The 23436-nt window shown below is 44.9% G+C and carries 12 protein-coding genes and 1 pseudogene; 8 read left to right on the plus strand and 5 right to left on the minus strand.

The genetic code is table 11. The annotated features are described in order from the left end of the window. The first annotated feature begins 133 nt into the window (after positions 1–133). From ACFPXP_RS17220 to ACFPXP_RS17235, 4 genes are all read left to right on the plus strand, one after another. Positions 134–784, plus strand: coding sequence for a 3'-5' exonuclease (locus ACFPXP_RS17220; protein ID WP_379895654.1), 651 nt, complete (start codon positions 134–136; stop codon positions 782–784). A 10-nt stretch (positions 785–794) separates the two neighbouring features. Further along, positions 795–1472: a restriction endonuclease gene (locus tag ACFPXP_RS17225; protein WP_379895596.1), complete on the plus strand. Its 678-nt coding sequence runs from the start codon at positions 795–797 to the stop codon at positions 1470–1472. Between the two features lie 656 nt (positions 1473–2128). Continuing rightward, complete coding sequence (locus ACFPXP_RS17230) at positions 2129–2365, plus strand: cold-shock protein (RefSeq protein ID WP_379895597.1); 237 nt, start codon at positions 2129–2131, stop codon at positions 2363–2365. A gap of 366 nt (positions 2366–2731) precedes the next feature. Further along, positions 2732–3706, plus strand: a complete 975-nt coding sequence (locus ACFPXP_RS17235; RefSeq protein ID WP_379895598.1) for a 2-hydroxyacid dehydrogenase — start codon at positions 2732–2734, stop codon at positions 3704–3706. 185 nt (positions 3707–3891) lie between these two features. Here the strand turns inward: ACFPXP_RS17235 and ACFPXP_RS17240 are convergent, their stop codons facing one another. After that, a complete protein-coding gene (locus tag ACFPXP_RS17240; RefSeq protein ID WP_379895599.1) occupies positions 3892–11208 on the minus strand; it encodes a DUF2341 domain-containing protein in 7317 nt (2438 codons plus the stop codon). Between the two features lie 830 nt (positions 11209–12038). Between ACFPXP_RS17240 and ACFPXP_RS17245 the strand changes: the two genes are divergently transcribed. Next, complete coding sequence (locus ACFPXP_RS17245) at positions 12039–12275, plus strand: HNH endonuclease (RefSeq protein WP_379895655.1); 237 nt, start codon at positions 12039–12041, stop codon at positions 12273–12275. Positions 12276–12515: 240 nt separating this feature from the next. Then, positions 12516–12692: pseudogene (locus ACFPXP_RS17250) on the plus strand (glycosyltransferase); the annotation flags it as partial. 86 nt (positions 12693–12778) lie between these two features. Here the strand turns inward: ACFPXP_RS17250 and ACFPXP_RS17255 are convergent. Then, positions 12779–14395: an alkaline phosphatase gene (locus ACFPXP_RS17255; RefSeq protein WP_379895656.1), complete on the minus strand. Its 1617-nt coding sequence runs from the start codon at positions 14393–14395 to the stop codon at positions 12779–12781. 237 nt (positions 14396–14632) lie between these two features. Then, positions 14633–17278: a LysM peptidoglycan-binding domain-containing protein gene (locus ACFPXP_RS17260; RefSeq protein WP_379895600.1), complete on the minus strand. Its 2646-nt coding sequence runs from the start codon at positions 17276–17278 to the stop codon at positions 14633–14635. A 293-nt stretch (positions 17279–17571) separates the two neighbouring features. Here ACFPXP_RS17260 and ACFPXP_RS17265 point away from each other — a divergent pair, with 293 nt between their 5' ends. Then, positions 17572–18405 (plus strand): hypothetical protein, encoded by an 834-nt coding sequence (locus ACFPXP_RS17265; protein ID WP_379895601.1) that lies wholly within the window; start codon positions 17572–17574, stop codon positions 18403–18405. Between the two features lie 199 nt (positions 18406–18604). Further along, entirely contained in the window at positions 18605–19060 is a 456-nt protein-coding gene (locus ACFPXP_RS17270; RefSeq protein WP_379895602.1) for a GNAT family N-acetyltransferase, read from the plus strand. Positions 19061–19152: 92 nt separating this feature from the next. Here ACFPXP_RS17270 and ACFPXP_RS17275 read toward each other — a convergent pair whose 3' ends face one another. Together ACFPXP_RS17275 and ACFPXP_RS17280 are read right to left on the minus strand one after the other, a co-directional pair. After that, positions 19153–19560, minus strand: a complete 408-nt coding sequence (locus ACFPXP_RS17275) for a hypothetical protein (protein WP_379895603.1) — start codon at positions 19558–19560, stop codon at positions 19153–19155. Positions 19561–19813: 253 nt separating this feature from the next. Further along, on the minus strand, positions 19814–23164 hold the full coding sequence (locus tag ACFPXP_RS17280; protein ID WP_379895604.1) for an Ig-like domain-containing protein: 3351 nt from the start codon (positions 23162–23164) through the stop codon (positions 19814–19816). Positions 23165–23436 lie beyond the last annotated feature (272 nt).

The following is a 23436-nucleotide window of genomic DNA, read 5'->3' on the forward strand; positions in this document are numbered from 1 at the left end:
ATTCGACACTCTTACCTTACCAAACGAAGCGGTGTTTTTCTATGTCGTCAAGCATTCGATCTAATCGATCACAAACTCATGCTGCACTTGCCATTAACCCGATTTTGGCTCTGCGAAAGTTGAGATATTAAATATAAACTATCGAAACACGGCTCAAATAGCTCAATTTGCATGGAACTTTTACCGTAGCAATTCCGAACTGAAGGACAAGGTCAAAGAAGGATCTGTAGAAGGCGTCGAAATTATTCCACCTCAAGCGACTAAAAGAAAAGGTCCTGAGCCGATAATTAAGCGATGCAACAGCTTTAAGGAAGAAATGGAATTCATTAGTCAGCACATTAAGGAACTAGTTACAGAGAAGAAACTGTCTTATTCTGATGTAGCCATTCTATACAGGGTTAAGAAGAACTATCATACATCGTATATCGATATCATCATGAAACAATTAGCTATAGCTAAAATCCCTTTTTATTGGATTACCGAAAATACAACATCTAAACGAGAGTATGACAAAACGGAAAATAGCGTAAAAGTCTCAACGATTGATAGTGCGAAAGGATTGGATTTTCGGGTGGTGTTCATTGTCAATATAGAGAACCTTCCCTTCCATCGTGAGGAGAATGAGGAAAGAGAAGTATCTTTATTCTATATCGGGATGACAAGGGCATTGGAATGGCTATTCCTTACCTACAGTGGTGAATCAAAGTTTACTAAATACTTAGATCAAGTAAATAAACAAAAGCAGATGCATCAAACAAGAAAAACACAATTGCGTGGAAGTTAGGGAGGACAAGATGGCTAGAACATATTATGCGGAAGGTAGGCAGCTTGCATATGTTTTAAGAGGCATATTGATCATCGGTGGACTGGCGATTTACTTTAATATACCAGGATTGCATTGGGGTTTTTTCTTTGGGATTCTAATTGGTTCGGTCATCGTGGCTGATGTTATTGGAGCAATCTGGACAAGGAAAAGACGAACAAAGAAGAAGCAAAGGAAAGCAAATGTAAGAAAATCAAAAAATGCACCCAGACGAACTTCAATGGATTGCAGGTCGGACGAAGCTATTCTTTCCAGTAACTTAAATGATTTGTCTGGTTCCGAATTTGAACGTCTCTTGGCATTATATTTTCGTGATCAAGGCTACGAGGTTAAGGAAGTTGGAGTTGGTGGCAACGACGGTGGAGTAGACTTGGTTATTATTGATAGACGTGGAGAGAAGACCGCCGTTCAGGCAAAATGTTATTCAGCTCATAATACGGTATCGGTTCAAACGGTACGCGAGTTAGTAGCTGCTAAAAGGAATCATGATTGCATATTATCTTTACTTATTACAACGTCAGATTTAACAGTTCCAGCGAAGAAAGAAGCAGAGCAATTTAAGGTTGATTACTGGCATGGTGCCTTGCTTGAGCAGAAGCTTAAAAAATGGGGAGAGTGGCAACCGAGTAAGAAGAACCGTCACAACTGACAAAGGCAGAGTCAGAAATAATAAGAAGTAAGGGATCGGTGACAATCACTTCAAAGAAATGTAGTAAGTGCGGTGCATCTATTTAAAAGAGCAAGAGTAAGCAGGGAGAAGAATTTCTTGGATACAGTAAGTTTCCCAAATGTCGCTATATCGGATAGTTAGATAAATGAAATAGACACTCATCTCCATATATTAAAGTCCCAGAACGGGGTTCTTTCACTAGGGCAGAACTCATTTCTGGATTTTATCCATGTCCCATAATACTCAAAATATAGGGACAGCGAATTCTGCAGTCTACAGAGTAGAAAACCTTGCTATTGGGATGCGGATGGGGTATGATGAAGTGAATGGAATATTGACCTGCCTTAATTCACATATCGCAGATGGTTTTTTTTATGGAAATAACCCTGTGCGATATGTGAATTTTTATTTTTGCAAATAAGAACTCATATAAATTCCGTAGGAGGTGTTCCGATGCAAGCTGGAACTGTAATCAAATGAAAGTATGCGTGGTTAAATGTTCTTATTACATGAAGCATTCAGGAACACCTTTTGTTGAAATATAAAAAGATGAGATAGGAAAAATGCGGGAGACGTTATGAAGGATAGATGATCCCCATGATTGATCAAAAGATACCAAGAGGGAGGATGCAGTTATGTACTATTCGCGGAAAAGATTAGAGGATATCCCCCGAGAGGTCACCGCAATATGGTCCTGTACACAGGAAGGCTGTAATGGATGGATAAGGGACAATTTTGCTTTTGCGATGGTGCCGACCTGCCATCAATGTCAGTCTCCGATGAAAAGAAGTATGAGCGAGCTGCCTGTGCTTATTAATACGAGAGAGGATCAGAAATTTCTCAAAAAGGGTATACAGATCGAGAAAAAATGACAGCAGCTGCTTTAGTTTTGCATGTAAGATAATGAGGTGAGGCTTGGAGACACAAGACATTAAATCCATGACTACACCCATAGAAGCTGATATGGCGAAATTTTCGGACAGGGGTTCGGCCCCCCTCGTCTCCACAATGCAAATCCACAACCACTCCAGGTTGTGGATATTTGCTATACTGTTAATTGTAAATATGTAGTGGTCTGCATATTCAAATCGTTGGGCGATTGCCACAGGAAGGTTTTAGCAATTTTGCTGATGGTCAGAGTGCTTTCACTAGATGAAGAAGCAATCATTATTTGTTCATTCGCCTAAAAGCTTATTAAAAAAAATCAAGCCAATACATTGAAAAGTGGGGCTTTTTATATGAAACCAAAGGTTATTGTTTACAAAAAGGTCGATTTGTCCGTACTCCATTTATTACGTGAGCATTGCGAGCTGACTTATTATGAAAAGTTGGATGCCGAAACGTATCCTACGTTTGTGAAACAGCTTCACCATGCACATGGCTTAATGGGGTCAGGCTTAAAGGTGGATAAGGCTTTACTGGAACAGGCTCCCCATTTGAAAGTTGTCAGCAATATATCTGTTGGATACGACAATCTGGATCTTCCTGAACTGAGTGCGCGTGGCATTATGGCCACCAATACGCCGAATGTGTTAAACGACACGGTCGCCGATACGATCATGGGGATTATGCTGGCTGCCGCAAGAAGAATTACGGAGCTTGACCGTTATGTGAAAGATGGAAAGTGGAAGTCCCAGATCGGCGAGAAGGAGTTTGGCGTGGATGTCCATCATAAGACGTTAGGGATTATCGGAATGGGCGGGATTGGTGCAAGTATTGCCCAAAGAGCGTATTTTGGCTTTGGCATGAACATCTTGTATCATAATCGCTCCAGAAAGCCCGAATATGAACAAAAGTATTCAGCGCGTTACTGCTCGATGGATGAGCTTTTGCAGCAATCGGATTTTGTATGCTTGATGACGCCACTGACTCCGGAAACCGTAAAATTGATCGGGGAGCGGGAGTTTAAGCTGATGAAAAAATCAGCGATTTTCATCAACGGCTCGCGAGGCGCTACGGTGGATGAGGACGCGTTGGTGCACGCGCTAAAGAACAAGGAGATTTTGGCGGCAGGCCTCGATGTATATTTGCAGGAGCCTGTACCGGAGGATCACCCGTTGTTGTCACTTGAAAATGCCGTGACCGTGCCTCATATTGGTTCCGCGACTTATGAAACGCGGATGGGGATGGCGATGCTTGCGGCCGAAAACCTGATAAGCGGACTTCGTGGTGAGCTTCCGCCCAATCTGCTGAACAAAGAATTTTCGAAATAAACAAATCATGGGGGAAGGATAGGTATGGCTTCAGGATGTAGAATAATTTACAAGCCGCTCTGATACTGCATATTCTTCTCTCTGCATAAAAATACTCCCCTCACGACAGCAGGTCTTCACCTGTCTACCATAAGGGGAGCTTATCAAAGAAAATGATATAATCTAGAATTATCCTTTATATAAGGTTAAATCAGCTCCGATTGTTGCAATAGCTTTCGAACCATCACCGCGATCTCTGCTCTTGTAATAAAGGCTTTCGGAGCTAGAGTTTCGGCGGATCTTCCGGTTACGATCCCCGCTTGCAAACTGTCGGCGGCCCCTTCCACCGCCCATAGGGAAACATCGCTTGCATCTGTGAATGAAGCCAACAGTGCAGCGGCTTCTCGGGACTGCAGTTTTTCTTTGAGGCCAGTCAGATTCATGGCTTTCGCCGTCATGACCATGGCCTGCTCCCGTGTGATTCGGTCCATTGGACGGAAGCTGCCGTCCCCAAATCCTTCAATCAGATCGTAAGCATATGCGGTTTGAACTGCGCCATAGTACCAATCATCTGCATTCACATCCGAGAAGGTGGTTGTTCCGTCTTCCAGCTTAAGCCCCAATGCGCGCACAATGATGGCTGCAAATTCAGCGCGGGTCACATCCCGATTCGGGCTGAATTCGCCCATACCCGTGCCTTCTATGATCATTCGAGAACCTAGATCGTGAGCAGCCTCATTCGCCCAATGCCCTATGATATCTTCGAATTGGGCAGAATGCGAGACAAGAGCATACGTGCTGTTGGTCAAGCTATGGATTTTCGCATACGTCATACCATCGATCACTGCGATGTGAGTCGGCACATGCCGAACCTGTCCATCCGGATCGATGACAACTCCTGTAGTCACTTGGGTTGATTCGACTCCGTCCGGCAGCGTAATCGTTCGTTCCACGTAGTCGCTAAATTCAGATACCTCGACTACTTTATTTCCGTATCCTGCACGAACGGTAAAATGGAGAGGAGGCGCAACAAGAGTGAATGCCTCTTGCTCAGCAATGTTTTCCACGGCCTTCAGCTCGTCTACCGTCAGCACAGCGATTTCAATTTCCACTTTGATGTCCTTTAGATGTACCGCATTCCCGAACTGGCTGGACGGAGAATCCATGTTGATTTGATCGGCTGGCAAAGTATATGTTCCGCGTTCTGTTCGAACTTCGATTACCGCCTGCTTATTCTCCAGGCTTTTCACCATTTGGCCGTTCAATTCAACGATCGCAGCATCCGACTCCGTGTTCACCATAATCGTAATGACAGCACCCTGACCTTTATCAGCAAGGATGTCTTCAAGCTTCTCAGGATCCAAAGTTACCGTAGTGACCCTTTGGCCATTCACGGTCTCTGTCGTTGCCTTACCCATACTTTCCGTGACGCCGTCGACAAGTACATCGATACCTGTACTTTCCTCTTCCGGTGTGTATCCCGAGATATACCCGCCAGAATAATCGGGCTGTGGACGGACTGGCTTCTTCACAAGTGCGGAGATCGCCGCCTGGATGGCTTGTGCATAACCATCGACCAAGTCCTGTTCTCTGATGTCCTTGCCGTATTCGACCGCGTTCATTGCAGCTGTAACGCCGGAGAAATCTACATAATCGTTTGGATTAAGAGCCTTAGCCTTTGCGATGGCACTCTCAACAGCCGTATAATCGGCAGGTTTGTACTTCAAATTACCATATGCAATTCTGAGCGTATCCGCAGCCGAAGCATAATCTGCCTCCGTCGATGCTGAAGCTGCCAGTACAGCTTTAGCACGCCTCAATGCCGTTTCAAGTGCCTCTAAAGATTCAGCAGTATACAGCCCTTTATTCGTAAGTGACTCCGCCTGATGAACCATTGCAATAAGTTCTGCTTTGGCCTGTGAGGTGGTGACATATAATGACGAGTAGACACTATCTGTGACGTTTCCAGCCATGTCGGTTGCTCTTACCCACCACTCATAAGATTCCGATTCTTGGAGATGATCCAACTGGGCCATGACCTCTCCGGAACCTGTGATCGTCTGGGATTGTCCAATTTGAATTGGATCTTCACTAGATATGGATAAGCTGTCCGTAGTTAGAGTGCGTGTTTGTGTGCCGCCAAAATCAACAGGAATGACAAACTCGTCCATATGTGTCTTGTAGAATCCCGGAGGGTTCGTCACAGGCTCCCTTGTAAGTCCAGACCAAGTTTCCCCCGAAATAGGAGAATACGTGTTGAAATACACTAGATCATTCTCTAAGTCGAAGTGAATATTTCTGATAAATCCGCCGCCTCCAGGAGGAAGACTTTGATAATCGGTCACAATACTGTATACGGGTCTGCCGTTAATATTTTCATAATGCACATTCGTACCGGTATCATGACCGTTGAGCAGCATTTTTACATTATGGAATGGAACGACTAATCTTCTGCGTATTTCTTCTGCTTGAGCGTCTTGGATTTTCCCGTACCTGCTAATGTATTTGTGGGTTGCAATAATGACAGAGTAATCGCTGTGTAATGCAATGGCATTTTCGGCCCATTTAAATTCCGCTTCCTTTGCCCAGTAAGGGAATGTAAGAAGCATGATTTTTGCGCCATTTTTCTCGATGAGATAATATGCCGCATCATTATCGATCTGAGAACCGAAGTATGAGCCGCCGGCATTTCTAATTCGATCCGCAGAGTAATATTGTTTGTACAAGATATCGTGATTTGTACCGTAATCGTAATCGTGATTTCCCCACGTGATAGCATAAGGAATATTTTTATTTTCTAAGAGCCCGTATGCCTTCGACATGAGTTCGAACTGGTATCTCTCTCTGAGGTAAGGCCTGTTCACCAAGTCGCCCAATGATAGAGCCATGATATTTTTAGTAGAGTTAAAATGATCCGCGATCCACTGGAATTGAGCCATGGTTCGGTCCGGATAGCTTTGAGCGTAAAGCTGTGTATCCGGGATAGCCATAATGCTGAAGTCGTACTGACCTAGTGCCGGCTTGTAGGTGGAACGATTATCGATAGGCTCGGTCATCCCTCTCCAGAACAGAAGATACAGCTTTCCATTGTTAACCACTTGATGCGTATTCTCAATAGACATGTGAATCGTAAACTGATGATTTTCGGGGGCGTAAGCATTTCCTGTCATGATCCATTGAGACAGGTTATTGTCATAAACATAAGAAGTCACTTCGCGTTCAGAACGACCCTTCCATGTAATATGGAATGTCGACTGCTGCAGCTGCTCCTCCGTCAGTTCAACCTCATAAATTTGATATACGTTATCGGTTACGGAGCTCGTTGTATTGTAAAGCGCAGTAGAAGAACGGCGAACAGGGATCATACTGTGTGCGATTTGATATGTCGCTTCCGTTACGGTGCCGGCATGTTCGTAGGGCTCTGCAAAAAGGTCGCCTTCCACAAGCATGGCGCTATGAGTGATTTGGTACGTCGCTTCAGTTACTGTATTCAGATTCGCTACAAATGGTAGCGTACTGGAAGGCAATCCGGCCGTGTCACCTTCGTAAACCTTGACATTATCGGGATGAAGGGCGATCGTTTCATATGCGTAAAAATCTACATTGATCTGTTCACTTACATCGGTATCGATGGATGCATGCAGATCTACCTCGCTGCCAGTCACAACGCCATGGTTCGAGGTGTCCCAAACGGTTGGCTTGTTTGGAGCTTCGCTGTCCGTAATTTCAAGCAGTGAAACAACGCTTTGTGCTGTATCAGAGCTGTCGCCCAAGCTCGCAGCAATAATCTCCAATACTTCACCATGATCCACATCCACAGGCGCTTTCAATGTAAAGCTTCCTGCTTGTACCGTTCCGATCTCTCTAGTCATGTCATTTAATTTCATCGTGATAGTGGCTGGCTTGTTTACACTTCCAGAAATAACGGTCTTGCCATTTTTACTGGTTTCCCCTGTCATAGGACTTCCCAAAGACAGCGAGATTTTCTCATCTTTTTTCGATACGATCTGGCTGTATCCTACGTTATTGCCGAGCAGGTTGCTGTACCTAAAGCTTTCCCATTCTGCATCCGTGGTCTCACTGGTAATCCATACTTCGTCGATCAAGCCGTTGAAAGCACCGGCCATCTCTTCATTAGAGAATGCACCGATGGTCGTCGGCAGATTCAGAAGATCAACGATGGTTCTTTTTTCAGCGAATCCATTGTAGATGTTGGCTCCGTCAAGATATAGAGAGACTGTCATGCCGTCATAAGTGAGGGTTAATAAATGGGATTTTCCATCTGTAGGAATAGCCTGATCAGACGATTTCCATGTGCCCTGCGCAGCGCTTTCTCTCCATGTTCCGGTATAGCCGCCGTGTACATTCATGCCATTCGTTCCATCAACGCCAAGAACGTAAGCATTCACATTGTCGTTCGGGTTTTCATGGACATCCCTTGCAACTAAAGCCGCGATGGTGCCATTCATTTTTTCAGCATTCTTTTCGTCAGCCTTATAGACGGCGCTAATGGTGATTTTATCAAAATCGCTTCCGATGGAGTCGTAGGTGATCTTCGCGTTGTCAAACTCGCCCATCCGTCTTCCGTCCTCATTAACACTTAAACCGATGGAATGGGTTACGCTGCCGACTTGCTTGCCTGTGGAGTCGGAGATGGTTTCGCCATCTGACAGGGCCTGATTAAAGTGTTCAACCAATTCAAAGCTGTCATTCCATACCATCGATGCTTCTGCTTCATATTTGCTGCCGCCATAATATGCCCACAACGTCGTTGTACTGTTCTTTGGCAACTCAGGCATCCTTACCCATACAGCAGATACACCGGAAGGATCCCAGCTTTCTACCTCATAATCTAAACGAACACCGTCTTCGCCAAATAGATTTAACGTATCGGACGAAGTTCCAGCAGGAATGTCTTTCAGCTTTAGCAGAACAGGGGCGTTCGTATAGGTCTCAGAAGTAAAGTTGTGAACCGAAATCGATTGCCTGTAATGAGCCTCTGTATCTGCCCAAGGTAAAAGATAACTGTCGCTTTGCCCGAAATGGTATAGCTTTTTCATCACCGCGAAAAGCTTGTCCTTATTGGAAACAGCCTCTTGCTGAGCATCATTCAGCATACGATAAGCTGCGTAAACCTCTTCTACTTTAGCTTGGTCTGCCTGGACTGCATTCTCCGGGGCTGGAAGTATATCTACAGCTTGTATCATCTGCATGACTTCACGATCGATACCAAAGCCCTCGGAGGAAATCGCCACGCCGCCATTTTTGATTTCATAGGTCATCACGGTTAATTTGCTGTCGCTGACGTTTACTTTCGCAAAATGCTGTAAATCCGTGCTTGGAACCGAATAATCAAATAGCCCCAAGTAGCTGTTCAGATCGAATTCATTTAATTGGGAAGTCTGATTATAATGCTTCGCCCCCGCAGTACCGGCAATGAAATAATAGGTCCCATTCGGATTCATGGCATATTCAATTCTTTTTCCATTTGAAATTTCCACATAGGTGTCCGTATCGGCAATGGCTGCACTTGCCGTTCCTTCCGGATCGTACACAAGAGACTTTGATTTCGCTAAAATATGGTCATGCCCCTGTAAAACAAGGTCAATATCCAGTTCGTCGATTAAGGGTACAAGAATCTTACGCAACGACATCACATCCGCGTCGTTTACATGGTTTGCGGTCGTATAAACTCCCTTATGCAAGCTGAGAATAACCCATTTGGCACCGTTTTGACGAGCTTGCTTGATATCCGATTCCAGCCATTCCAGCTGGCTGTCGGAAATGCCCTGATACGGGTCTTCATTCGTATTCAGTACCGCAAAGTGTGTATTCCCGTAATCGAAGGAATAATAGACTCCCGTAGATGGATCCTGTCCGTTTACCGCTTCAAGATTAAAATGATGGTTAAAAGCGTTAGGCTCATATTCATGATTTCCCGCTGCGGGCGCGATGGTTGTATTCATCAGCACTGATTTAGGAAGGTTCAGCATCAATTTCCACTCCGATTCAACGTCCCCATTTTGTACAACGTCTCCTTTGTGGAGGTAAAATGCTGCTTCCGGTACAACTCTTTGAGCTTCCTCAAATGTATTCGTTGCTAACAGAGCTTCTGCCTCATTTTTAGCTTGAGTATCCGTAATATGGATGAATGTAAACTGATCACTGTTCCCTGAAGTTGTAAAGGTACCTACATTGCTGAAGGAATTTGAAGTTTTGTCTCCTACCTTGTAATAGTAGACTGTTCCAGGCTTTAGTCCTGTGGCTACCGCTTTATGCATGACGCCGTCTGAGAGCACGGTATCCGTCGCACCAAATTCGATCGAATCAGTAAATTCTCCAGTTTCACTGACGATGAGCACAGAATTATCGACTTCTACAGAGGTATACCAAGTAAAGCCTTTGCGGGTTTGGGTATCGCCATGAAACGTTACGGTAATGCGGTCAGGCCGCTGAGACATTTTGGCGAATGAAAGCATGGGCCGCTCATATTTATCGCTAAACGTCCATACATTCTCAAAGTCCCATCCAATCCCTTCATAAAAAGCCTGTGTCTTTAACTCCTCCGGCGTTGTATCTATTCCGTTGACATCGATTCCCGTATTATTATTCATTGGCGGAATATCGCGGTTCACGTAGTTGTTGCCAACATTGCCGCTGGATAATCTAGCCGCCGTCCCAATCACGCGATGAGCCCAATTCTCACGTCCTCCGGTAATGCTTCCGTTATAAACGACGTTATTTTGGATTGTAATATCGTTCGGATAAGCAACGACAAGACCCGCATAAGCATTACTGGAAACAATGTGAGCGTCGACAAAATTTCTCTCTATGGTTCCTTTGTCATTATAGTATCCGACAATACCGCTAGGTTGGCGCCAAGCCGTTACGCTGCCCTGGAAATAACTGTCGCGAATGGCGCTGTCCTCGCCGCTTGACCGTCCGGTAATTCCACCTGCTGATTCAGCGCCTGATGCGTTGACAGCTCCGTTGATGACGGAGACTCTCTCGATGATGCCATTATTTTGACTTGCGATGGTCCCGGCAAATATCCCGCCGGAATAAGTGCTAAGCTTACCTACTACTGTAACCGTCGAATCTACAATACCAAGATCGCGAATGGTGCCGTTGTTTACACGAATCATACCCAGATCGAATGGAGCTGACGTGAGGGTTTCACTAATTCGAAGATCGCTAATGGTATGTCCTTGTCCATCAAAAACGCCATCGAACCGATCGATTGGTGTAAAGGGTTCATTCAGTAAAATATCATTCGTGACAACGTAAAATTTCTCTCCAGTATATTTTTCATTTCCGGAGTTTATCAATTCAGACATTCGATGAAAATCTGCTTCATCGGCAATCTGAAAAGGGGATTCAACCGTTCCTTCCCCAATTAGATCAACTTCCTGCGTCGTTTCCGCCGCGTTAATTACTCCAGGATTAGCAGATATTAGTGAGTTAAGCAGCAATATAGTTACAAGAAATACAATTGTAAAATGCCTAGTACATCGCTTCCTCATTAGACGGTGCCTCCACTAGAAAGTATTGTTTTCTAATTGCCCGGTGTCTCGAAATCACTTTTTCAATTATTGGTTAATTCAATAACCCCCACCTCTTCAGAGTAAATTTGGTCCAATTGGCTTAATTTTCAGTCATAATACTAACACACACAGCTTCATCGTGAGGTTAAAGGTTTGTAAATGTCGGTTCCTGCCAGGGCGCATATTACCGCGGCATTCCAATGGACTCTAGCGGTTTAAGGATAACTGGGATCGCATAAAAATACATTGCTTTTTTAAACTTTCTCATAAATTAAAGGTATAAAGTAAAATATATCAATAAAAAAAAGCCGGCGAATAAGCACGACTCATTATGAACTGATATTTTCCTGCTTTGTGTCGATATGTGTTTGTTTAATGAGAGTCAAGACCAAGCCAAGATGAGTGGCTGCAGACCATTTTATAACAGCGGGAAAAAGGTTTAGAAAGAAGATCCAGTCGAATTCGACAACGATTAGCACATTTTGGTTGTTGCCCTCCTCTGGCTATGGCGCTATGATGAGTTGAGATCTGTTTTGATGATCACTCTCCTTATTCCACGCCATACATAACCATATATTCATTCACTGTGGTTATATCTTTCAAACATAGTAGGAGAGTGATACCTGATGATAACCGTTCTTAATATAAATGGTAAAACGCTAACTCCATGTCAGCCTCATCGAGCATGGCGTGAAGTGAACCGAGCCCGTGCCGTTTGGATCGACGAACAGACCATTCAATTACTGTATAACCCTTTCGCATTTGGAGGCTATCGAAAAGCAGCATTGAAGAGAGATAAACATACTTGTATGTGGTGTGGGAATCCAGCAACGACGGTAGACCATATGATTCCCTCAAGCAAGGGTGGATCAGATCTCCCGCAGAACTTACTGGCTTCATGCAGTGAGTGCAACTCGAGACGGGGCAACCGTTCGGCTTTTGTATACTTTAAAGAAAAATGGCATTCCGCACCGAGCCTTATAAAACTAAGTTACCGTATTATGGTTGCATATGGTTCAGCTCCAACCTCCAAGATAAAGAATTAAATAGCAAGAGTCCTTACCATATGATCTCTTCGAAAAAATAGAAGCATAGATCATTTCTCGCCTTCCTATGAATAAAGAAACATGGCTCTGAGCTCAGGTTAGGGTCATGTTTTTTTATAACGCTGCATTGTGAGAAGTGATCCGATCATGGACCTCGGCCAGTATAAAACGGCAGCATTAGCCATAATAAGACAGTCTTCTTATTCTGAAAATGAAAGGGAACAGATCGGTTGTGAAAATACACTGCGAGATATGCTGTATACGCACCTTAAGTTGATTACGGAGGTTGTTATTGATTGTCTCAAGGGAGACTGGAAAGCGGACATTGCTGCAACCGATAAAAATGAGAGTCATATGATTCATTTAGCGGACATTCTGACAGAAGGCATTGTCAAGCAGTTCCCTGAAAAATTTTAACACGGGTGTAATGAAGCATCTAATAAAAATACCGTCTGTCAACCGGTGGTACGTGGTCGCAGACGGTTTGTTTTTTACGCACACATTTACTTCGTGCCGTTCCCTTTGAAGTATTCAATCGCTTCGTTAGGTACATAAACCTTTTCGTTGCTCAGGACAATGACGTTATTTAACTCAATCGTCTTACCATTCATAATCATAATATTTTTGTCGATCGGAAGCTCTGCTCGCTTCGAACCTTTCTCGACAACGAGTACGGGATTCGCTTCGTTCGCCGTATCCAGTGTAACTTCCGCAGCATAGAAGCCGAAGCCTTCCTCAGCCTCTACAAACAGCTCCTCAGTCAATTCATTCAGGTCAATCCCAATGGCATCAGCCATTACATGAGCAATCTCCGTGTTTTCATATAATCCAATCGGCTTTTGTGGACCATAGGCGTATAACGTAATATCCTCGCCTGTATGGCCGCCTGTCGTATACCCGATATTGGCTCTGTCCGCAAGCGCCTTAACCATTAGACTCTGCAGAGCACTAAGATCTTCCGCATCCTTCATCGCACTAATTTCTTTTTCGCTGAGATCATCCAATCCATAAAGCGCGGCGACATCTAGAAGATTAGAACGGTCTTCCTTCAATTGGCTCAAAGCACCCTCGATCGTCATCGAAGCTTTCTTCAACGGATCGATATACGCGCTGATCGGTGTTTCATCGTAGGTGCTGTTGGTGTTCACATTGCCGATGGAGATTCCGCTATTTCCGTGGTCGGCAAGTGCAATGACGAGCGTATGCTTATCTTCCTTCGCAAACTCAAGCGCTTCTTTGACTGCAGCATCGAACGCAAGCACATCGGTGATGATGCCGATCGTATCATTCGCATGAGCGGCCCAGTCCGGCTTGCTGCCTTCTACGAACAAGAAGAAACCGTCTTTATCCTTGGAGAGGACATCGATCGCCTTTTCCGTCATTTCTGCAAGTGTAGGCTGTTCAGGATTGGTAACGGCTCGATCCAAGTCGTATGCTAAAGCGCCATTTGAGAAGGATCCCCAGATTTTATCGGCATTAGACTCCAGCAGCTCTTCCCGGGATTCCACGAAGTCGTAGCCTTTCGTTTCAAGCACATCAATCAAGTTTTCGCCGTCTGTGCGTTGATTTCTTGCTTCTCCTGGAAGTAAGGATTGTTTCCCGCCGCCAAGAACAACGTCCATTCCCATATAAACTTGTTGTTCTGCAATATCAGGGAAATTATTCCGGTTTGCATGATGGGAAGAGAAGGAAGCGGGGGTAGCGTGTTGAATTTCAGAAGTTGCAATAATACCGGTTGCTTTTCCTTTTAACTTAGCGCCTTCCAAGACGTTGGCAACGGGACGCATGATATCTTCTTCGTCGATAGGTGCAACGCCTGGCATGTCTACAACAGAAGGGAGCACACCTATGTATCCGGAATTAGATTTATTTCCTGTAGAAAATGCGGTTCCGGCAGGAGCCGAATCTGTAATGGCAGATTCTGCGGAATACGTTCTAACCAAACCTGTAGGCATCTCATCTAACGCCATCGGTTGACCACTGTACCAACGAGCTAATGTCGTTGCATTCGGACTGACACCGTCCATTACCATGAAAATGACGTTCTTCACTTTCGCGTTTGGTTCAGCTTGGGAAGGCGACGCGGGTGCCGCACTTGCGACTGAACTCGCAATCATCATTCCAGCGAGCGAGATACCAAGAATTTTTTTGTTGAACAAAAGAGATCCCTCCTAGTCGGTTTAATGAGGCATCTTTAATATTAGTTTTCAATTGTAAGGGAACTGTTAAAGGCAAATCTATTTTATGTAAAAATAATATGAAGTTCATGTAAATACTGCCCTTTGTTGGGGAAAAACAAGGGCAGCGGATTTCAACTGCTGCCCTTCAAAGGATATAGCGAAATGATAAACAGGTGCCTACTTCTTAATCACTAATTTTTGCCCGGGGTAAATGACGTTAGGGTGATTAATTCGATCTTTGTTCCACTCGTAGATTTTGACCCAGTCATGGGGGCCACCCAGCAGCTGAGCGGCGATTTTGCTTAAACTGTCGCCTGGTTTGACGACATAAACGAAATCCTCTTGGACAGCCTCTTGAACAGATTCGTAGCGGATGGAGAGAGATTTCAACTGTGTCCGATTCCCGTCGCTGACCGTACCGGTATGCTGAATGCCCATGCCCCCGAAGGGATTGCCCTCGATGGAAGCCGAAAGGGACACTTCATTCGGCAGTTCAGCATTCTTCTGATCGGTGGATTGTTCTGATGTGGAAGCCGCTTTCGCGTGCAGCATGTTGTCTTCAACCCATACATCCATCGTGCTGGTTGGGTTAAAAGCCGTAGTCGAGACGGATTCGCTGATCGGCTTTCCAATACCGTTCACGTACTCATATAATGTAAAGTCTGTGGCAAAGCTGTATTTTGGCGTTCTTTCGATCCGAAGAGCATAGCCAGTTTTAGTTTGCGTATCATATTTGATATAAATCTCCAGATACTGGCCGTTAGCGCTGCCGAAGCCTTGAGCCGCTGTTTTCTCCGGATTGATTTCTAGGTGAATCGCCATATCACCGAACTTTTCCTCCTGTGTGTACAGCAGTCTCGCACCGCGCCCGACGGTGAGAAGCCCTTGGCTGTCTGCCGCGCCGTTAATGCCTTCTGTGTATTCCCAAGATTTCTCCTCATCCTTTTTCCAATCGGTATATTGATCGAGAGGATAGTAGGTGTCTACTGTCCATATGCCGTCCATGAGTTCCGTCTGCCGCGATGTTGAGAAGTTCTCAAAGTCGGTGCTGAAGTTATATTTTGCCGTTCCTTCACCCCATACATTCTCCGAAGAGATCCGCTTCTTACTGATGGCTGTAACGGCCTTGCCCTCATGGCTTCTGAAGTGCTTAGGGGCAATCGACACCATGATATAATGGCCGATATCCCCGGATTTCACTTGATACGAGGCTAGCGGATGATTCAATCGGCTAACGGCCACTTCGATTGGATTGGAGCCTTGCTGATCATCGACCCGATACCAGGTGATGAGTGATTCATCCTCACGAGTGCCGCCTTCATAACTTAAGTCCAGAGCATATTCCACGCTAATCTTGCCGTCCTTCACGTCGGTTAGAACAGGTGTTTCGGTAAAGGCAGGAGGGTCAACGTAGGAAGGGTATACGGTTACAACGCTTTGATTGAAAATTCCGCTTTCCGCCGTTGCTGTGACAATGACCTCCTCGGGCAATTCTCCGTCGTTCTTCCCTTCGATCATAACGGAATTCCCACGGTTTTCGACGATAGCGGCCTTGTCGCTGCTCAAGGACCAGGTGATATGTTGGCTGGCCGTCTCAGGAAAGACGGCAGCTGTCCATTCCGCAGTCTGTTCTCCAGAACGAATGGAGGCGTCCTCTGTGATAGTGATATTAACGGGCAAGTCACTATATGCTGTATATTGCTCCTTATCGCCTGCCGGATCCCAGCCATCCGAGCCTTTCAACAGGCTGTAAACGGAATAGGCTTTAAGCTGCTCCACGTTTAAATCGATCCCGCTTTCCTCAGGAAGAATCGTATAAGGCTTTCCGTCTAGAGTAATATTGGAAGCATACGACTTCACATGGCCTGCAGGGTATGGCGCCCACCTAATCGAGTTCAGCGTTCCATTCAAGTCCTCAAAGGAGTTATTGATCAAGTACAGCGTAGAGGAGTTTTTGGCCAGCGTTAAATCTCCTTTATCTGCAAAGTCAACTTCCCACTTGCTGTCGATAAAAGCCATCCCATTTCGGCCAGCCGCGTAGATGGGCTTGCCGGAGTACAGATGGAGTGTGGAATTGTTGATCACATGGATGTCTCCGCCGCCCATAAAGTCATCTGTGCCCTGTATGTAACTGTCCTCGATATACACTCTTTCAACACTGCCAAGAGCAAGGGTGTCCAGCATGCTGATGAAACGGACATTTTTAAAAACAAATTTATCGAGCGTCTTTTCGCTATTTCCCGCCCCGATGGCATAGGCTTGTGTAATTGTGGATGAGCGCTTCGATTGGTTTTTGGACGGATCCATAGGATAGATCAGATCAACGTTGCAGTAGTTGCCAATCGTCAGATTTTCCGCCCGAAAGCCGGTTCCCGTTACGAAGAGGGTCTCAGCCGGAGAAGAACCGGATGGACTCTGCGCACCGATCATATGGCCTCGATTGTCTGCCAATACGACGTCCCTAGCATCGGAAGACAAGCCGATCAAGCTGACCCAGTCTTTGTCAATATACAAACCCCGATCGGTTAATGTGCCATTCATCTGATATACGTCGGGCTCTATGTAAATGACCATCGGTTCTTCTTCGGTGCCATCCACAGCAGCGGCAATCGCGGCATGCAGCGTTCTGAACTTGTATTGGGCGGGGTCATCCGAAGGGAGGGAAGGATCTACATAAAATGCTTTGCTGTTCAATGTAAGCATCTCCCCGTTTCTGGCAGTTATTTGCTTGCTAGCGTCTTGGGCCATCGTACTTGAGCCGTACATAAGAAAACAGATCGCGATGGATGCGAAAATAACGCACGAATAAGTAAACGTTTTCATAAAATTGAATACACTCCTCCTTATTTTACATTGTAATAGTTTCGAATATTGATGAAGTGTCCAGATCTTATCTCTAATATATATGCATCCATTTATAAATCATTCGACAATGCCCATTTACTAAAAAATGTGTGGGTAACAGGAGGAGGGGATGCCACCCGATCGAATGATCTGGATTTGTTTTATTACAGGTTCCATGAGGGCTATGTTTTTCTTGGATATTTCAATAATACAAAAGAATGAGAAGCGGAATCGGTGGAAATAGTAACCAAAAAGGGAAAGGTTCATTTCTGATGCCGAATTATCTTCCTTATTTGATTCTTGTCCTAATCAGTCTAACTCTTCTTGCGATCATGATGCTCTATAAAAGACAGTTTGGATTGGTTATATTATTTCTATCCTACTCTGGGATGGTGTATGTCGCTGAGTTTTTAGTCATGGTCTTATGGAACAGCTACGAGTATTATCCGGAAGTTCTACACATTCCTTATTATGACAATATTGCAGGAGCCATCGTATCAAATTTATTGATTATTCCGTCGCTTGGAACGTTAGTCGCCATGTACAGACTTCGTTGGGCTTGGATGATCGTCATCGCAGCCTGTTTAGCAGGAATGGAATGGATATTTACTGAACTGGAAATATATGAGCCTCATTGGTGGAAAAAAATGTACACATGGATGGCACTCTCTTTCTTTTTTTTCTTGGCTCGGTTTTGGTTGTCCGGGCTTCAAAGGGACTTAGGATTTTTTCGCTATATGAGCTTGTGGATGCAGGCATGGGGCGTTGTTGGTACGGTGATGTACGTCATGTCTGTTTTAGGTTTACGCTATTACCAAATCGGCTATTTTGAAGATATGTACCGAGATGATATCTTTACAAGCGCGATGATGGGGGTATTGAAAGCGGGGGTTTTCTCCACATTCATCACTTGTTTCAAAAAAGTCAGATGGAGATTACTCGCACCGGTGTTGGTTTTTGCGCTGGATATACCGCTGTACTGTATGGGGTGGCTGATGGTGAATATCCCGTTTTGGATCTACACGATGATCTACCTCGTGCTAGCTTCCCTGCTGCTGGGGTGGACTAGCTATGCGCATCGATATTTATCGAGGCTGGTGGATTAACGATTAGTTATGCTGCTTTTTGTAACATAGTGAAAGTTACAGAAGAAAAAAATCTAACGTGGAATGTTGACATGAATAAAGTGATGAGGCGTCCAAAGAAGCAGCACTTGATATATAATGGAGTAAATTAATGATCGGAGTTTGACGAAGATAGTGATATGATAGTAAGAAAATAGTAAGAAAAAGGTGGATAATTCTGATGTTGCAGATCAAGCGCAGTCATTCAGACGACTATGGACTGTTAGCGGACATATGGTTGAACGTATCCTTGAAGGCACATGACTTTATCGATTCGGCATATTGGACTTCTAATAAGATGGTAATGCAAGAAATGTATTTGCCTCAATCGGAAACCTATGTAGGATGGGATCAGGGTCAGATCATCGGATTTATTTCGATGGTTGAGAAGCATTTGGCGGCCCTATTTATTGACGAAGCGCATCAATGTAAGGGTTATGGTCGTCAATTCATGGAATATGTAAAAAAAGACCGAGAAACGATAACTCTCCGAGTATATGTTAAAAATGAAGCGGCTTATCGCTTCTATCTAAAGCAAGGATTTGTCATTGCACAGGAACAGATGGATGAGGGTACGAATGAAAGAGAGTATGAAATGGTGTGGAAACGAAAAGCTGAGAAAATCGAATTCATTTGAATAAGGCAGAGTGCAGTTTAGGAACCGTCATACATGGAAAACGAAAAAAATAGCCATCGAGATGGCCCCAGCATGCAATCTTCCCGAGCGATTTATTCCTCATGTTCTTGCTCGCAGTTAACTCCCGTGAACAAATTCAATGGAAAGATCGTAGGCACGTCTCTTCCGGGAACTTGTACGAACTCGACAAAATTTCTTCCGACACGAATTAATTTACCTCGCAGCGTCCCAATATCTTCCGCAGTCGCAGTCACATCATATGGAAGCACCTTTCGAACGGGCTCATTCACAACAATAAAGAAGGATGTTTTAAACACGACTTTCAAAGAACCTACTTGAAAGGAAGCAGGAGTCACGTTACAAAGCTTGCCTGTCGTTCTCGTCAATTTCGGAATCCCTGGACCAAATACGGTTACGGTACGACCGATCAACGGCTGCAGGCGCTCTACGAAACTGATGTTTTGCGGGGCGGGACAACCTTGGATGCTGATATCGTTCATCCCTATCTCCTCCCATCTGAAGCTATGCTCCAATGTATGCAGATATCTTCATCAAGGGGTGTACTCTTTACCCGGTACCTCACAAAACTAATTTCATACCTATGTTTTTTTGCCGTCCCATTCGAATTAGATTGTGTGTTTCTAAAGAGACATTTGTAAGGGCGCTTTGTACATCCATAGGTAATGAAAAAGCGGGAATACACAGCTGGGTGAACTGTATATTCCCGCCTCGTATGCAGCTTACCTGCTGCTGTTATTTTTCCACGACCGTGACGTTAATTTTCGTCTTCTTATCTCCGAACTCTACGGTAATCGTAGCTCGCCCTTTTCCAGTTGCTGTAATGACCCCGTCCTTGGCAGTGGCAACGAAAATATTAGATGATTCCCAGTACGATAGAACTGTAACATTGGCTTCTTTCAAATCGGTATAAGTGGCCGTCGCACGGACTTGCTTTTGTTGGCCGACTTTAAGTGTAATATGGACTTCGCTCGTTACGAGATACTTCAATTTATCAACTTCGACTGGGATTTTTAACGACTTTCCAGCGTATTTGACTGTGATTTTAGCATCTCCCGAACCGACAGCAGTAACGACTCCATTGTCTACAACGGCTACTTTATATTTGCTTGTGGCCCACTCCGCTTCGGTGGTGACATCCTTAGACGTTCCGTCACTGAAATACGCTTTAACGGTAATTTTGGCTTTGTCATTCGATTTCATATTTAAATTCGTGACGGATGCTTCCAGCCGGTCAATTTTGTCAACCTCTACGGAAATGGTGATCGTTTTTCCTCCATACTCCGCCGTAATGGTTGCGGTCCCTTTTCCAAGCGCAGTGATGAGCCCGCTGCTGCTGACATCGGCTGCTTTCTTATTGTTAGAGCTCCATTTGGCCAGCTTCGTTATATCGGACGTCGTTCCGGATGCGTTCGTTCCGGTTAATTGGACTTGGTAGGTTTCGCCCGTGGCCAAAGTAATGAGGCGAGCATTGGCCGTAAGCTCATTCATTAAACCAACGTTGACCACAATTTCAATTGTTTCATTGAAATACTTGGCTTTCACCTTGGTGCTGCCGACTCCGACACCGTATATTTTGCCGTTTACAACTTTGGCGATCCCCGCGTCGCCCGTGCTCCACTCTACATCCTCGGTGACTTCTGCATCGTTGCCGTCCTCTAAGACTGCGTAAATCGGTAATTTGTAATATTCCCCGATTTGAATATCGACATTGGTTTCATCCGTGCGAATCAGGACTGGAACATCGACCGATACTTTTAAGGACACTGTCTTCTCGTTATAGCTTGCTTTAACGAGGGCTTCTCCCGTAGAGTAAGCGGTGATTTTTCCACTATCAGCATAGACGATTTCTTCATCGTCAGAACTCCATTTCGCCTTGTTCGTTACATCTTCTTTCGATCCATCGGCATATGTTGCTGTCAATTTAATAGAACGGAATTCTCCTGATTTCAGTGTAAGCTTGCTTTCACTCATATCTAAATAACGCGGAACAGCGACATCTACCTCAACTTTCACCGTTTTGTTGGAATATTCGGCTGTGACTGTCACCGTGCCATTGGATACACCGAAAATGTTGCCGTTTTTTACATAGGCTATATCTTCATTGTCGGTGCTCCATTTGGCTAGATTCGTGACATCCGTCGTCGTACCGCTCGGGTAAAGCGCCTTGAGCTTTAATGCGTGCGTATCATTGGGATGAAGAAAAACTTTTTGTTCGCTTACTTCCAACTTGACGGTTTTGTCCACATCTACTGTAATGGTGGTTGATTGTTCTCCATATGATGCAGTAATCGTGGACGTACCGGAAGCGAGAGCAGTTATGACTCCGTTGGATACTTCGGCTACATTTTTGTCACTGGAGGACCACTCGGCGTCCGTTGTGATATCCTTTTGCCGGCCATCTGCAAAGGTCGCCATCAACACAATCGTTTCTTTTTCATTTAGAAGAAGCGATACACTGGATACAGAAGGCTCGATTCTTCTTACGCTTTCTACGCCTACCTTGATGCTTACCGTCTTGTCGCCGTAGGTCGCTTTTACGGTTGCCGAACCGTTTTTCAGCCCCGTGATGGTTCCCTTTTTAACACTCACAATATCGGGCTGATCCGTCGTCCATTCCGCTTCATCGCTAACAAGTTTTTCAGAACCATCCGAGAATACGGCGACCGCATCCGCCAAGTATTCTTCATCGATCATCAGGTAAACTTCAGACGTAGAAGTGTTCAGCTTGGAAGGCAGATCGACATTTACAAGGACCGAAACCGTCCTGCCGCCATAAGATGCGCTCAGCTTTGCTTGTCCGACCGCATACGCCCGAATGGCACCTTGATGAATATCCGCAATTTCCGGTTGATCGGAATTCCATTTTACCTGTTGTGTTACCTCTTCTGTCGATCCATCGGCATAAGTGGCGAAGATCTTCAATGCTTCGGTGCTGCCGACACTCATTGAAATTTCATCTGCTGAGACATCTAAATATTTTACGATAGACACGTCTACCGCAATTTGTACACTTTTGTTGCTGTAAGAGGCGGTAATGATAGCGGAACCGGACGATTCCCCGGTAACCTTTCCTTGATGGACATAGGCTACATTCTCATTGCTGGAACTCCAAGTCGCCTGGGTTGTCACATCCGCCTCACTGCCGTCAGGGTAGACGGCTTTTAACGTGAGTGCTTTCGCCTCATTCAGCTTCAAATATACATTCTGCTCGCTGACGACGAGCTTTCGAGTTTGATCTACCTCAACGGTAATGGTTGTTGTCTTCGTTCCATAGGCTGCTGTGATGGTCGCTTCGCCGGAGCTGTAGCCATGGATCGTACCATTCAGCACATCGGCTACATCGTCATTGCTGGAGCTCCATTCTGCGGTTAAAGTCACATCCCGTTTGCTGCCGTCCGGGTAGGTTGCGATGAGCTCAATCGGTTGGCTGTCCTCTTTCAGCAGGGAAAGGCTGGAGACATTCGCGTCGATTCGTTTGACCACATCTACCGACACTTCGACCGAGACGGTTTTCTGGCCGTAGGAAGCGGTAATCGTAGTTGTACCCGATTTCAGAGCTGTTACCTTGCCGTTCAAAACGGTGGCAACTTTTTCATTTGAGGATTGCCAGTCTGCTGCATTGGATATTTTTTCGGTTGTATTATCCGAATATGTCGCCGTCAATTCTATCTGCTGGCTTTCGCCAATTTGCAAATCGAGAGTATTCGTATTCTTGGTCAGAGCTTTGACTTTCTTCGTTACATGAACTTGAAAGGATTGGCTCAATCCTTTGTAGACGGCTAACATCGTTACCGTGCCTTCGGATTTAGCAGTAATTGTACCGTTATATACGGAAGCGATCGCTGAATTTTCGCTGCTCCAAGATGATTGGATCGATACATTTTCCGTACTTCCGTCACTATATACAGCAAGCGCATTTTGTTCGAAGGTATCGCCGACTGCTAGTGTAATCTCGTTCTTGGTTAAAGCTAGCTTTGCGAGTTCAGTTGCCGCCAGAACGGGTTGATAGAGGCAGCCGATCCCAACCATGATAGCAAGTGTACAGATTATGATGGATCTGCTAACTTTTTTTAGGGCTGTCATAAACTCTCTCCTTTGAATGACTGATAATTAAATGGAATAGATATCCTATCATATGTGTCATCGGCATTGTAACTAGAAAAATTTAGCTGTAAATGTAACAATAAGGTGAAAATTGCAGAAATGGAACAGTATCCATACTGAAGATTGACAAAGGTGGGAGTCCCGCCTTTTTGATTTTCATAAGCTAGTGAACGATTAAACTCGGTTACTAGTGCAGGAAGCATGGACGGATGGTCCTAAAACCTATACAATGAAGATATGAAGTAAATGAA

This window comes from Marinicrinis lubricantis, from assembly GCF_042658665.1.
Lineage (GTDB): Bacteria > Bacillota > Bacilli > Paenibacillales > KCTC-33676 > Marinicrinis > Marinicrinis lubricantis.